General features: G+C 61.6%; 9 protein-coding genes. 5 read left to right on the top strand and 4 right to left on the bottom strand.

The features are described from left to right. Positions 1-80: 80 nt before the first annotated feature. The 5 genes from I2I01_RS20245 to ppk1 all read left to right on the top strand — a co-directional run bounded on the left by I2I01_RS20245 (position 81) and on the right by ppk1 (position 7,136). Positions 81-677 (top strand): biliverdin-producing heme oxygenase, encoded by a 597-nt coding sequence (locus I2I01_RS20245; protein WP_196288340.1) that lies wholly within the window; start codon positions 81-83, stop codon positions 675-677. Then, complete coding sequence (locus tag I2I01_RS20250; RefSeq protein WP_196288341.1) at positions 659-2,974, top strand: ATP-binding protein; 2,316 nt, start codon at positions 659-661, stop codon at positions 2,972-2,974. Before I2I01_RS20245 ends, I2I01_RS20250 begins: the two co-directional genes overlap by 19 nt. A gap of 2 nt (positions 2,975-2,976) precedes the next feature. Further along, positions 2,977-3,423: a response regulator gene (locus I2I01_RS20255; RefSeq protein WP_211538065.1), complete on the top strand. Its 447-nt coding sequence runs from the start codon at positions 2,977-2,979 to the stop codon at positions 3,421-3,423. Positions 3,424-3,434: 11 nt separating this feature from the next. Next, entirely contained in the window at positions 3,435-4,655 is a 1,221-nt protein-coding gene (locus I2I01_RS20260) for a sensor histidine kinase (protein WP_196288342.1), read from the top strand. A 126-nt stretch (positions 4,656-4,781) separates the two neighbouring features. Further along, the gene (gene ppk1 / locus I2I01_RS20265) at positions 4,782-7,136 is read left to right on the top strand and encodes a polyphosphate kinase 1 (protein WP_211538066.1); all 2,355 of its coding nucleotides are present in this window, start codon (positions 4,782-4,784) and stop codon (positions 7,134-7,136) included. Between the two features lie 131 nt (positions 7,137-7,267). Here the strand turns inward: ppk1 and I2I01_RS20270 are convergent, their stop codons facing one another. The 4 genes from I2I01_RS20270 to I2I01_RS20285 form a co-directional block, all read right to left on the bottom strand. Then, the gene (locus I2I01_RS20270; protein WP_196288343.1) at positions 7,268-8,257 is read right to left on the bottom strand and encodes a Ppx/GppA phosphatase family protein; all 990 of its coding nucleotides are present in this window, start codon (positions 8,255-8,257) and stop codon (positions 7,268-7,270) included. A gap of 104 nt (positions 8,258-8,361) precedes the next feature. Then, positions 8,362-12,087 carry a ShlB/FhaC/HecB family protein gene (locus I2I01_RS20275; protein ID WP_196288344.1) on the bottom strand — a complete coding sequence of 1,242 codons (3,726 nt, stop codon included), beginning with the start codon at positions 12,085-12,087 and terminating at the stop codon, positions 8,362-8,364. Between the two features lie 65 nt (positions 12,088-12,152). Then, a complete protein-coding gene (locus I2I01_RS20280) occupies positions 12,153-12,707 on the bottom strand; it encodes a metal-dependent hydrolase (RefSeq protein WP_196288345.1) in 555 nt (184 codons plus the stop codon). A 271-nt stretch (positions 12,708-12,978) separates the two neighbouring features. Further along, entirely contained in the window at positions 12,979-13,668 is a 690-nt protein-coding gene (locus tag I2I01_RS20285) for an SIR2 family NAD-dependent protein deacylase (protein ID WP_196288346.1), read from the bottom strand. Positions 13,669-13,807: the final 139 nt, after the last annotated feature.

Genomic DNA, 13,807 nt, shown 5'->3' on the forward strand with positions numbered 1-13,807 from the left:
CGCTGAAATGCGGAAATCGTTGGTCTGCCCTAATTTTGGTAGTTCCACGCGTCTGGTTATTCGGCGCCCGTTCCTTCCTGATGCCCACAGTTCCTCACCCGCCCGAAGCGCCGGCAGCGCCCACTATCCTGGCTCGGCTGCGCGCCGAAACCCGCCCGTACCACGATGCCCTCGAGGCTGGGCCTTTCAATGAAGCGCTGCGGGCAGGCGCCCCCACTACGGCTGGCACGGTGCAGTTTCTGGAGCGAATGTTTGGTTTTTTGGAGCCGTATGAAACGGCCCTGCGCCAGCACGAAGCGGAATTTGGCCCGGCCTGGGAATTGCCGAAGCGCTACCGGGCGCACCTGATTCTGGAGGACTTGCAGCGGCCGGCCGCGGACCCTGGCCTACCGCTATGCCCGGCCATGCCGCTGCTACACACCTTGCCGCAGTTGCTGGGGGCCATGTACGTGCTGGAAGGCTCGACACTGGGTGGGCAAGTCATCACCAAGCAGCTGGAAAAGGCAGGTATTCCACAGCGGCGCTATTTTGCAGGCTACGGCGAGCGAACCGGACCGATGTGGAAAGCGTTCGGCCAGCTGCTGACCGAAACCGCCACTCCGGCTACGGCCGATGAAATCGTGGCTTCGGCCGCCCGTACTTTTCAATGCCTTGCTGCGTGGATAAACAAACCTTGAGCTATACCGACGAAAGCCTGCTGGGCAAAACCATCACCCTCAACAACTGCGACCGGGAGCCCATTCATATCCCGGGCGCTATCCAGCCCTACGGTTTTCTGCTGTGCCTCGATGAGTACACGCAGCGCATCGTGCAGGCCAGCGCCAACACCGAAACATACCTCGGCCAGCCGGCCGAAAGCCTGATAGGTGGTGGCCTCGACCGGGTGCTGGCTCCCGACCAGCAAGCCAAAGTAGAAGCGCTGCTCGGCTCGCTTGGCACGGCCCCGCAACTGCTGGGCGTGCGCCTCGACCCGGTGGCCGGGCGGCCGTACTTCAAAATCATCATGCACCGCTACGACGGGGTACTGTGGCTGGAATTTGAACCGGTAGACCATCTTGAAGGAGCGCCGCTCGACCTGCCGTTTCTGAATGCGGCCCTGGGCCAGATGCTGGCCGCGGGCTCGGTGCTTGAGTTTTGCCAGCATACCGTAGACCAAGTGCGGGCTCTTACCGGCTTCGACCGGGTGGCCATCTACCGCTTCGCGGCTGATGAAAGCGGCGAAGTCATTGCCGAAGCCAAGCGCGACGACCTCGACCCCTGGCTGGGCATCCATTACCCGGCCACCGACATTCCGCAACAGGCGCGGGCCATGTACCTCAAAAACTGGCTGCGCTTCATACCGGACGCCGGCTACGCCCCGGTGCCGCTGGTGCCGGTGCGCAACCCCGTGTCGAGCCGCCCGCCCGACATGACCTACGCCGTGCTGCGGAGCGTGTCGCCAATTCACCTGGAGTATTTGCGCAACATGGGCTCGGCGGCGACGATGACCATCTCGCTTATTCAGAACGGCAAGCTGTGGGGCATGGTGACCTGCCACCACCTCTCGCCCCGTCTGGTGAGCTACGAGCTGCGCGACTTGTGCCAGTTTATTGGCAAGACGTTTTCGGCCCTGCTGGCCAGCAAGGAGCAGCTCGATAATACGGAGTACCAGCTGCGCATCACCGAGCGGCAGAGCGAGCTGTTTGAGCACGTCACGGTGTCGGGCCAGAATAACTTTGTGGACGGCTTGTGCCGCTATACTCCCACGCTCCAGGACGTGTTCGACTGCGGCGGGGCGGCCGTGTGCTTCAACGACGAAATCGTGACGCTGGGCACCACGCCCACGCCCGACCAAATTCGAGACCTACTGGTTTGGCTGCAGGTTCATGTCCCGGAGGAAGTATTTTCGACTTCGTCTTACGCCGCGCTCAACCCGGCTGGATTGGCCATACGGGCCTCGGCCAGCGGCATCATTGCCGCTTCGCTGGCCGATGCGCCCGGCAACTACCTGCTGTGGTTCCGGCCCGAGCAGGTGCGGACGGTGACCTGGGCCGGCCAGCACGAAAAAAACCAGACCCTGGTCGACGGGCAGGTTTTTCTATCGCCCCGGCAGTCGTTTGAGGCCTGGAAGCAGCTGGTGGAAAACACCGCGGCCCCGTGGCGGCCCGTGGAGCTGGAAGCGGCCAAGGAAATCCGATTGCGCATCTCCGATATCCGCCTCAAGGTGTTCAACGAGCTGCAGTCGCGGGCCCGAAGCCTGACCCGTCTCAACGCCGAGCTGGCCCGCAGCAACGACGACCTCGACTCGTTTGCCTACGTGGCCTCGCACGACCTCAAGGAGCCCCTGCGCGGCATTCACAACTATTCGCTTTTCCTGCTCGAAGACTACGCCGACAAGCTCGACGAAGAAGGCGTGCACCGGCTGCAAACCCTGGTGCGCCTGAGCCAGCGCATGGAAAGCCTGATTGAGTCGTTGCTGCAGCTCTCGCGCGTGGGCCGGGCCGAGTTGGAGCTCGAAGAAGTGAACCTGAACGAAGTGCTGGAAGAAGTGAGCGAGCTGCTGCAACTGCGCTTCGAAGAAACCCAGACGCAGCTCATTGTGCGGCACAAGCTGCCCACCATCATGGCCGACCGCATTCGGATGCAGGAGGTATTCAGCAACCTGTTGTCGAACGCCATGAAGTACAACGACCGGCCGGAAAAGGTCATTCGGGTGGGGGAAGCAGCCATTGAGCTTTTTCCCGCGATAAATCGCGACGAATTGTACGTATTTTACGTACAAGATAACGGCATCGGGATTGACCCGCGCCACCAGACGAACATCTTCAAGCTATTTAAGCGCCTGCACACCCCCGACAAATACGGGGGAGGTACCGGAGCAGGCCTGGCCATCGTTAAAAAGATGGTTGAAAAACATGGCGGCCTCTTGTGGGTTGATTCACAACCCGGCCAGGGGGCAACGTTTTACTTCACTATTCCTAAAATCAGCCGGTAATCGTGCTTTTATCGCCTCTTAAACCCATTCTTGTCGTAGAGGACAGCGCCGAAGACTTCATGGCCCTGAGCCGTGTGTTTCGGAAGCACGCCCTGCAAAACCCGGTGCTGCGCTGCGAAGACGGCGACCAGGCCCTGGCTTACCTGCAGGGCTACGGCAAAGCTTCCGGCTGGCCCCAAACGCTGCCGGCCTTCGTGCTGCTTGACCTGAACATGCCCGGCACCGACGGGCGCGCCGTGCTCGAAATCATGAAGCGGGACCCCAAGCTGCAGTCCATTCCTGTCGTCGTGTTCAGCACCTCGACCAGCGCCGGCGACATTGCCGACTGCTACCAAATGGGCGCCAATAGCTACCTTGCCAAACCCATCGAGTACGCAGCGCTGGAGGAGAAAGTCCGCCACGCCATTCAGTACTGGCTGGAAACCTCGGAACTGCCGAAGGCATTGTAGGAGCAGGGCACATGAAGAAAATACTACTCGTTGATGACAACGAGCAAGACCGCGCCTTGTACCGGCGTTTTTTGGGGCGCCACCTGGGCTTCGAGAGCATCAGCTTTGAAGAAGCGGCCACGGCCGCTGAGGCGCGGGCTCAGTTCCTAGACCATCGGCCCGACTGCGTGCTGCTCGACTACAACCTGCCCGACGCGGACGGGCTCGACATCCTGGCCGACCTGAAAAGCCTCACCCCGCCCGATAGCCTCTGCGTGGTAATGGTGACCGGTGGCGGCAGCGAGGAACTGGCCGTGCGCGCCCTCAACAACGGCGCCCTCGACTACCTGGTGAAGCAGCAGTTTGACCAGGAACTGCTGGCCAAGACGGTGCTGCACGCCATTGAGAAAAACGAGTGGCGGCAATACGTGTCGCGCTACCACGACGAGCTGCGGGCCGTGAACCAGCAGCTGCGCGACTCCCTGGATGCCCTGACCGAAACCCGCCACGAAATCGGCCTTAAAAACGCTCAGCTTACGGCCGCCAACACCGACTTGGCCCGCGCCAACCTTGACCTCGACAACTTCGTGTACGCGGCCTCGCACGACCTCAAGCAGCCTGTCGACAACCTGCGCGGCTTGTTTGAGGAACTGCGCAACTCTGCCACGTTTCACGACGCGGAAGCCGGTACGGTGCTGCGACTGGTTGATACGTCGTTGCAGGACTTGAGCAAAACCATTCACGACCTTTCGGCCGTGGTGCAGGCCGAGCGCATGACCGGCGGCCAGCCCACCGAAAAAGTGGTGCTGGCCGACCTGACCAACGAAATACTGACCCTTCTACAGCCTCAGATAGCGGCAGCCGAAGGCCGCGTACAGACCGATTTTACGGCGCTGCCGGCGCTGCAATTTGAGCGCATCAGCCTGCGCACCATCTTGCTCAACCTGCTGGGCAATGCTCTGAAGTACCGCCACCCCGAACGGCCGGCCCAGGTGGAAGTGCGTAGCTATTATGACGCCGGCCAGCCGGTGCTCGAAGTGCGCGACAACGGCCTGGGCATTGACCTAGAGCGGCACGGGGGTGAGATTTTCCAACTGTTTCGGCGCTTCCATCCGCAGGCCTCTTCGGGCACGGGCGTGGGTTTGTTTCTGGTCAATCGGCTGGTGCAGGCCCGGGGCGGCCGCATTGAGGTGACCAGCCAGGAGGGGCAGGGCACCACGTTCCGGCTGTATCTGGGGCCGCAGGCGAGGTAGCTGCATTAATAATGCCTTAATAGCGCGGTTTTGAGGGATGGTCTGCCGTTAATTTGTCGGCAGACGAGCGAGTATGCGGCACCCCCAAGGCCGCAAAATCCGTTTACATCCGAAAATCCGTGGTTCATGAAGCTATTTAAGTCCGCCGACCTTATCCGCAAAAGCAAGTACATCAGCCGCGACCTGAGCTGGCTGCGCTTCAACTACCGTGTGCTCGACCAGGCGCAGGACGCCGGCCGGGGCTTGTTTGACAAGCTGAAGTTTCTGGCCATCACGAGTTCGAACCTCGACGAGTTTTTCATGATTCGCGTGGGCTCGCTGTACAACTACCTCGACTACGGCAAGGAGCGAATTGATTACTCGGGCCTGCGCGAGCTGCCGTTCCGGCGCAAGCTGCTGGATTTCGCGCACCGCTTCGTAAATGACCAGAGCCTGACTTATCTGAACGAGTTAAAGCCTAACTTTGAGAAGAACGGCTTTAATATTCTGAAGATGAGCGACCTGACGGAGCTCGAAATCAAGAAGGCCGACGGGTATTTCAAGAATACGGTGTTCCCGCTGCTCACGCCGATGGTGTACGACTCCTACCACGGCTTCCCGCTAATGATGAACCAGATGCTCATCTTTGGCGTGGTGACGCGCATTGGCAGCGGCATTGCAGTGGGGCTCGACGGCGAGGCTGAGAAAGGGCAGGAGCGCCTCACCTTCGTGCAGATTCCGCAGAACCTGACCCGGTTTTTCGAGCTTACGCGCAAGGACAAGGTCATCTTTGTGCCCATCGAGGAAGTGGTGCGCGAGTTTCTGCCCCGGCTGTTTCGCAACGTAGAAATCGTGTCGGCCGACCTGTTCCGCATTACGCGCAACGGCGACTTCACGCTGGAAGAATCCGATGACATCGACAACGACTTCATAAAGGAAATTCAGGTGGGCCTCAAAACCCGCAAGCGTGGCCGCGTGGTGCGCGTGGAAGTAGAGCCCAACGCCTCGCCCACGCTGATGCAGGTGCTGCGCGAGCGGTGGAACATCGACAACGGCAACGTTTTTGTCATCAACTCGCTGATTGACCTGAAGGGCTTGTGGCAGATAGTGCGCCACCCCAACTTCCGGGGCAAAACGGCTAAAATGCCGTCGTCGGTGCAGCCGCTGAGCTTGCCCGAGGGCGCCGAGGAAAACCTCTTCGAGTACCTCAAGCACCACGACGTGCTGCTGCACCACCCATACAACAGCATCGAGCCCATGGTGCGCCTGCTGGAGCAGGCCGCTGTCGACCCGCACGTGCTGGGCATCAAGCAAACCATCTACCGCCTGGCCGACGACTCCCGCGTGAGCGCCGCGCTGCTGAAGGCGGCCGAGAACGGCAAGCACGTATCAGTGCTGTTTGAGGTGAAGGCGCGCTTCGATGAGGAGAAGAACATCCGCGAGGGTGCCAAGCTGGAAAAAGCCGGCTGCTTCGTGATATACGGCGTGAGCAAGTACAAGACGCACACCAAACTGCTCATGATTATCCGCAAGGAAGGCGAGAAGGTGACGCGCTACGTGCACATCGGCTCGGGCAACTACAACGAGCAGACCTCGCGCCTCTACACCGACGTGAGCCTGCTCACGACCAACGACGTGTACGGCCACGACGTGTCGGAATTCTTCAACGTTATCACCGGCCACTCGCAGCCCGACGACTACGAATACCTCATCACGGCGCCGAAGGACATGCGGCAGCAGCTCATCCACCTGGTGCGTGAGGAGGTGAAGCACGCCAAAAAGGGCCTGCCCAGCGGCATCGTGATGAAGATGAATTCGCTCGAGGATAAGGAGCTGATTGACGAGTTTTACAAGGCTGCCAAGGCGGGCGTGCCCATCCGCTTCATCGTGCGGGGCATCTGCTGTCTGCGGCCGGGCCGGCCAGGGCTGAGCGAAAACATTGAGGTGCGCAGCATCGTGGGCGAGTACCTGGAGCACACCCGCCTGTTCTATTTCCACAACGGCGGCGACGCCCGGGTGTACGCCGGCTCGGCCGACATCATGGTACGTTCGTTCGACCGTCGCATCGAAGCCTTGTTTTTGATTGTTAATCCGCAGCTTAAGCGCGAGGCCATCAATATTCTGATGATGAATATGATGGACAATCAAAATAGCTACCTCATGCGCGAAGATGGCGCTTACATCCGGCAGCGCCCGGCCCCCGGCGAGCCCGTGGTGAACGTGCACAAGGACTTCTTCAAGCGCGACGAAGCCCAACTAGCGACTGCCACGCCCGACGGCATGCTGGCCTTATTAGGCGTGCAAGCGGAGCGCCGGCGGGAGATGGAAGCCACCCAGCAGGCTGAAGCCGAAGCAGCGGCGCAGACCCTAGCTGAAGCCCAGGAAGCCGAAGCGGATGAAGCCTTTGGCGAAGGCGAGCCGGACGATGCCTGCGAAGACATCACCACCCCGGTTGGGCACGTAGACGAAGGTGCCGTGGCGCCGACGGTGGCACGGGCATAGGAGCTATACAGAACTAAAAACAGAACTGTCATCCTGAGCGCAGCGAAGAACCTTATCAACCAAGAACAATTCGTTCCAACGTGATAAGGTCCTTCGCTGCGCTCAGGATGACAGTTCCGTTTCGCGGCTCGCTATTCCATCTCCGCCGGGCTGTTCTGCACGTCGGGCACGGGCAGGCGGGCGGGGTGGCGGCCGTCGGGGCTGAGCTCATCGAAGTAGTCTTCGAATAGGGCCTGGAGCATGCCGTCCTTCAGGCCGATGTCGGGTACCACCATGTTGTTGACGTTGGCCCACTGCATGGCCGAGAGGTAGATGTGGCCGGCCGGCACGATGACGTCGGCCCGGTCGGGGTTGAGCATGGCCACGTTCACGCGCTCGTTCATGCTCAGGCCGGCGAGGCGGTCGAGGGTGGTAACGAGGCTGCGGCGCGTTACGGGCTTGTCAGGCGCGGCGGAGGTGAGGCTGTAGAGCTTGTTGATGTTGCCGCCCGTGCCGATGGCGCGGGTCACGTGGTATTGGCGGGCGTTGTGGCGCACCCAAGCTTCCATGCGGGCCCAAAGCTCGTTCTGCGCTTCGGTACCGACGTTGCCGCTCTCTTCTTGTTGCATGCGGCGAATGGAGCCAATTTCAAACGACTGCGCGGCCACCTTGCGGCGGTCGTGGTAGATGTTGAACTCGGTGCTGCCGCCACCCACGTCGATGTGCAGGTAGTGGCGCTTGTCTTCCAGCACGTGCTCGATGACGCGGTTGATGTAGAAGGCCTCATCCTGGCCGTCAATCACCTTGATTTCCATGCCCAGCTCCTCGCGCACGCGGGCCACGATGGCAGCGCCATTGGCCGCCGAGCGCATGGCCGAGGTGGCACACACCAGATAGTGGGCCACGCTGTGCACTTCCATCAGCAGCTTAAGCGAGTGTAGAAACTTGACGAATTGGTCGGCTTTGGCAGCCGAAATTTCGCCGGTGGCAAACACGTCTTCGCCCAGACGCATGGGAAAGCGCACGTACTCTACGCGCTTGAGGCGGTAGCGGCCTTCGTAATACAAAACCGCCGAAATCTGGCACCGCACGGCGTTGGACCCAATGTCAATGGCGGCGAGCTTACGGAGGGGAAAATTCATGCAGGAAACTACGGATTAAATAAAAGCCCAAAGGTAAGCCTAAGCATTGCGTTTGGGTACTGGGTATGCCGGCACGCGTCCGAGACGCGCGCCAGCATACCGGGCTACTTGTCGATGCGGAAGCCCAGACCGAACTGTATTAGGGTGCTTTCGACCGACTTCTGGTAGGAGATGGCGAAGGCCAACGTCTCGACAACCGGCGCGATGTATACGCCCCCGCCGTAGCCGCTGTGCCAGCCGGTGGGCGAGGAGCCTTGGTAGTACACGCGGCCCTGGTCGTAGAAGCCGAACACGCCGTAGTAGAAGGGCAGGAAGCCGTTTTTCACCTGGCCCAGGGCGAGGCGCAGCTCGGTGTTGTAGTAGAGGCTGGCGTCGCCGCTGAAGCGGTTGCGGTAGTAGCCGCGCAGGCCCTCGCGCAAGCCTAGTGAGGCGAATTTGTAGAAGGGAATGTCGGCGTCGGGGCCGTAGTTTTTAGCGCCGCCGCCTTTCACCACCAGTGTGATGGGGATGCCAATTTTGGCCGTGCCGTAGTATTCGGCAAAGCCCTGGGTGAGGCCGAAGGTGCGTTGCGGACCCGAGAGCTGGCGGTAGGTGTCGTGCTGGGCGCGCAGGCGCACGCCGCGGCGGGCAAAAGCCTGGCGGTCGCGCAGGTCGAGGTCGAACACGCCGTTGAGGCCGAGCAAGCGCTGCGTGCTGGCATTGGGGACATTAAATAATTCGACGTCAGCATTTTGAAGCTGACCCAGGTAGCTGTCGGGAGCAAAATCGGTGACGTAGTACTCGAAAGTGGGGCCCACACGCAGCACGCTGCGCTGCAGAAACACCCGCTCCAGGAAGCCGTTGAGCGTGACGCCGCGGTAGCGGGCGCGGTAAAATTTCACGTCGTACTTGTTCTGGTCGAGCGGCGTGTCATTGCCCAGGCCGAAGAAGTTGTAGAAGGGGAAGTAGTTGCCGTAGCTGGCCGCCGCACCCACATCAATCTTGCCGATGGCGTAGCGGTGCCGGGTGCTGAGGGTGAGCTGGCGCTGCCCGCCGGTGCTCACTTCGCCCAGCACGGAATACTGGTTTTTGAAGCCTGGCTTGCGGAAGCCCTGGGTAAGGAAGGTGATGCCCGCGCTGGCCGTGAAGCCGTCGTTGCGGTTGTAACCCGAGCCGATGCTTGGCTTGTAGGAGTTGAATTCGAATTGTTCCCGGTCGTAGGCATTCACGCCGGGGCGGGTGCTGGTACGGTTGTCCGCCTCCTTGCCGAGTTGCATTTCGGTATCGGGCAGGTCGTAAACTTTGGTGAGGGTGCGCAGGCCGGCGGCGCTGGAGCTGTCGGTAATCTTGTCCTTGCCGTCGCCGCCGATGACGCGTACCAGAATGCTGTGGCTGCCGCCGTCGCCCGTCACCGTGAATACGTCCTTGCCGCCGAGGCCGTAGAGGCACACTTCCCTGGTTTCGTTGGGCTTGAAAGTGCGGTCAAACAGGGCCGAACCCTTGGGGTTGTCGGTGTCGCCGGCGCGGTCAAACATCTGCACGCGCACCTGCCCGTCGGGCAGCCGGTTCACCTGGAATACCTCGCCTTTGTTGGAGCCCACCACATCCACGCGCCGGGCCAGCAGCAGGTAATACTCGTCGATGGCCTTGGGCAACTCCTGAATGCGGGCTTTCAACTTACGGTTAATGTCGTTGCCCGATTTGTCCTGAATTTCAGCGGGTAGTTGAGCGGTGGCACCGTCGATAATGGTGGGCGTGATTTTGCCTTGCAGGTACTTGGCAGCCTCTTGCCACTGCTCCCGGGTGAGGCCTTGGAGCAGGAAACGGTCCAGGTGACGGGCGGGCCAGTTCAGGCTTTTCATGTCCTGGAACTCGGTGTTGAAGCCCTCGATGCTGGGCACGGCCCACTCGCGGTTGGCCAGGTAGGTGAGGAAGCCGTTCCAAAGGGTAAAGCTCTGGTCCCGGTCGCGCGGGATGGGGCGGTAGAGCGTGCCGCCGTTGGCCTGCTTGTAGCCGGCCCACTTCCAGTTGTCTTCGTGCTTGCCGAAGTCGGCCACCAGCATGTCGAAAGCGCGGGCGCGGGCCAAGGCGGGCGCATCCACGTGGTTGTCGTGGTCCTTGTACAGCTTGCGGAACAGGCCGAAGCTACGCGTCACCTCATCGGAGTTGCCGAAGCCGGGCAGATTGGCTTTGGGGTCTTTGGGCGAGTCTTCGAGGGTGCCGAGCAGGCCGGCGTACTCGGCGCGGTAGGCACCAAGCTGCTGGTTATCGGGCAGGCGGAACAGGCGCGGGCGGGCATGCAAGATGTCCGTCTGGTCGAGCATGTAGCTGATGGGCAGGTTGCTGTACGGGTTGGCCGTGGCCGTCACGTCGCGCAGCACATCGGCCGCAATGGAATTGCGCAGCTCGGGCGGCAGAATCTTGGTCACGTCCTTGTCCACGGAGCGGAAAACGTACTCCGAGCTGTCGGCCGCAATGAGTTTGAGCGAGGTGGTCTGGCGTCCGCCGCCCTTGCCAGTGGGGCGCAGGCCACCCTTCTCAGTGCCCAAGTCCAGCGTCTTCACCGTAACGGGTTGAAGCCACGAGGAGCGGTAGATTTTACCAATGAAGAAGTTCTTGCTAACCGTAGGCTTGTACTCCGGACCGGGCACCACGGTGGTCGTGGCTTGGAAGGGGGTATCGGGCTTAGCCTCGGCCGCGGCTTGCGTGGCACCGGGGCAGGTGGTGATGAAGGGGTTTTGCGGGGCCTTGGAATCGGCTGCCCCGGCGCAGGCGGAGCGGAACAGTGTGCCAGTGTAGGCGTCCTTCACGGCCTGGTCGCCGCTTCCAAAGGTGAAGATGTGCGTCTTCACAGTGCCATCGGCGAAGTATTCGAGGGTGGTATAGCCTTCCTCGCTCTTGCTGTAGAGCGACTGGCCTTTGGCGCCCACGTGCTCATCTTTGAGAAAACTGCCGCTTACCACATGGTAGTTGCCCTGGAAGGGGGTAAGCTGCAGGCTATAGTCATGGGCCGCGGCGTAAATCACGCCGGGGTTGCTTTGCAGGGTATTCAGCAGTTCCTTTTTCAGCTCCTGGTAGCCGGGGCTGGCCAGGTCGCGCGGGGTGCCCACGTTCTGGCGGTAGGCGGCGTAGATGGTGCCGAACACCGGCGGGCTCAAGTGGCGCGACAGCGGCTCGTGGCCGGCGTACACGCCGTTGCTCACCACGGGGTGGTGGCCTAGCAGCAGCACGTTCTTGTTCTTGGAGTCGTCAATCAGGTCCTGCAGCTGCTCGCGGAACTCCTCTTTCGTTAGCGTTTTGCAGTCGGTATCGGGGGCTTCGGGGCGGTCGAAGGGGTGAGTGAACCACGGGGTATTTAGGGCCACGAGGCGCACTTGCGGGGCCACGTCCACCACTTCGGGGCCGGGGCAGCCGTTGGTGGGGATGAAGGCGTTCTGGCCGGGTAGCTGCTTCTCGATGTACTTTTCGAGGCGGCGCACGGTTTTCAGGCCGTCGGGGCCGGAGTTGGCCCAGTCCTTGTCGCCGGGCAGGAAGTAGATTTTGCCCTGCGGCAGGCCTTTCACCAGCGCAATGAGTTGGTCGGCGCGGTCGCGCTGGGCCTGGGCCAGGGCGGTATCGCTTTTCGAAACCAGGCCCGTATTGCCCACAATATCGCCGAGGTGCACCACCGTGAAGGGGCCGGTTTGCTGCTCCAGCACCCGGCGCAGCTGCTGCAGGCGGGCGGGCGGAATATCGGCTTGGGCGGTGTTGCCGAGTAGGAAAACGGTGTGGGCTGGCGAAGTGGTTTGAGCCGCAAGCGTACCGGCAGAAAGCCCGAGCGCGGCCAGCGCGGAGAGGAATTGTAGGCGCATAAGGTATGGATATGCACCGGAGTACGCAGAACGCGGGGTAAAGTATGCGTAACTTAAGCTCGCCGCTATTTTTCGGCCGAAGCCAGCGATTTAGGACTGCCCCAGCGCTGTGCGCCCAGCAGCAACAGGCACGGCAGGCCCACCCAGATGACCTCGCTGGCCAGCACCCTTAGCCCCTTTGCCCCGAAGAAAGCCCGGATGCTCAGCGGCGACACCTTGATGGGCCGCAAGGGAAAGAAATACCGCTCCAGGTGCCATGGGCTGAAAAAGGCCACGCCCAGCCCTCCGGTGGTCATGGCATCTAGGAAACCATGCGAGGCGGTGGCCAGAAAGAGCAGAAGCGCCAGCCGCCCGGCGCTGGGACGCTGGCCAGGGCGAGCCAACCGGCTGAGCAGCACGCCCACGGCTGCTACCACCACGGCGGCCAGCAGCGAGTGGGTGAGGCCCCGGTGGCCCCAGAGGCTGTCGTAGGGCACGCCCAAGCGGTAGCCAATGGAGTCCACGTCGGGCAGAGCGGCGCAGATGCCGGCGGCCACCCAATAGGGCCAGTATTGGCGTTGGGGCAGAATAAGCTTGCCGAGGGTTGCACCCAAGGCGGCGTGGGCAAAGGCTGAGGCCATAGGAGCAGTTTACCAGCGGCGAATGTAGCCAAAATGCTCCAGCAGCCACAGGCCCGCGACGATGGCCGCGAGGATGAGGGCTTTGGGCCAGAATTCGCGCCAGAAGCTACGGCCGGGGGGAGGGTTCATGCGGGGGAGAGTGATACGTAACTAATTGTCTGTCATCCTGAGCGCAGCGAAGGACCTTATCACGTCAGTAGCAGTAATAACTTACAATAGTTCTTCGGTGAGAAGGTCCTTCGCTGCGCTCAGGATGACAGGGTTTGTTCCTCTACCCAGCCAACTCCCGCAGCACCTTAGGCACGCCGGTGCTGGCGGGCTCGGCCACGTAGCGCACGCCGCGGCGGCCGGCTTCGGGCTGGTGCGGGTCGATGACCGTGACGGGGCAGGTGGCGGGGGCGTAGTGCAGCAGGCCAGCGGCGGGGTACACTTGCAGCGAGGTGCCCACAATGAGCAGGGCGTCGGCGGTGCTCACAATTTCGGCGGCTTCCTCAATGGCGGGCACCATCTCGCCAAACCACACAATGTGCGGGCGCAGCTGGGTGCCGTCGGGAGCCAGGTCGCCCACGTGGATGTCGCCGTCGCAGTAGTACACGGTGGCTTCGTCGGCCACGGAGCGCATCTCGTTCAGCATGCCGTGCAGGTGCAGCACGTGGCTGGAGCCGGCCCGCTCGTGCAGGTCGTCCACGTTCTGGGTGATGATGCTCACGCGCCAGCCGGGGGCTTCCTCGAAACCGGCCAGGGCCAGGTGGGCGGCGTTGGGCTGCACGGTGCGGGCCTGCGCGCGGCGCTGGTTGTAGAATTCGAGCACCAAAGCCGGGTTGCAGGCAAAGCCTTCGGGCGAGGCCACGTCCTCGACGCGGTGCTCTTCCCAAAGCCCGTTGGTGTCGCGGAAGGTGCGGATGCCGGACTCGGCCGAGACTCCGGCGCCGGTGAGCACCACGAGGTGTTTGTCGGCCATAAGAAAAGGGGAGGAAAGGGTAAAAAAAGGCCTCATGGCCGTTGCCAAATATATTCAAGCAACGGGAAAGGCCGTGGAATATCAGCACTATTCAGCCGTTTTTCAGGAATAGCTTCAGCCATTGAAACGGCTTAAAAAA

Origin of the sequence: Hymenobacter properus, from assembly GCF_015694735.1 — a bacterium.
In the GTDB taxonomy this organism is placed as follows: domain Bacteria; phylum Bacteroidota; class Bacteroidia; order Cytophagales; family Hymenobacteraceae; genus Hymenobacter; species Hymenobacter properus.

Coding starts and splice junctions, on each gene's coding strand:
- I2I01_RS20260 (WP_196288342.1), top strand. CDS start 3,435: ATGAAGAAAATACTACTCGTTGATGACAACGAGCAAGACCGCGCCTTG.
- I2I01_RS20275 (WP_196288344.1), bottom strand. CDS start 12,087: ATGCGCCTACAATTCCTCTCCGCGCTGGCCGCGCTCGGGCTTTCTGCC.
- I2I01_RS20285 (WP_196288346.1), bottom strand. CDS start 13,668: ATGGCCGACAAACACCTCGTGGTGCTCACCGGCGCCGGAGTCTCGGCC.
- I2I01_RS20280 (WP_196288345.1), bottom strand. CDS start 12,707: ATGGCCTCAGCCTTTGCCCACGCCGCCTTGGGTGCAACCCTCGGCAAG.
- ppk1 (WP_211538066.1), top strand. CDS start 4,782: ATGAAGCTATTTAAGTCCGCCGACCTTATCCGCAAAAGCAAGTACATC.
- I2I01_RS20245 (WP_196288340.1), top strand. CDS start 81: ATGCCCACAGTTCCTCACCCGCCCGAAGCGCCGGCAGCGCCCACTATC.
- I2I01_RS20270 (WP_196288343.1), bottom strand. CDS start 8,257: ATGAATTTTCCCCTCCGTAAGCTCGCCGCCATTGACATTGGGTCCAAC.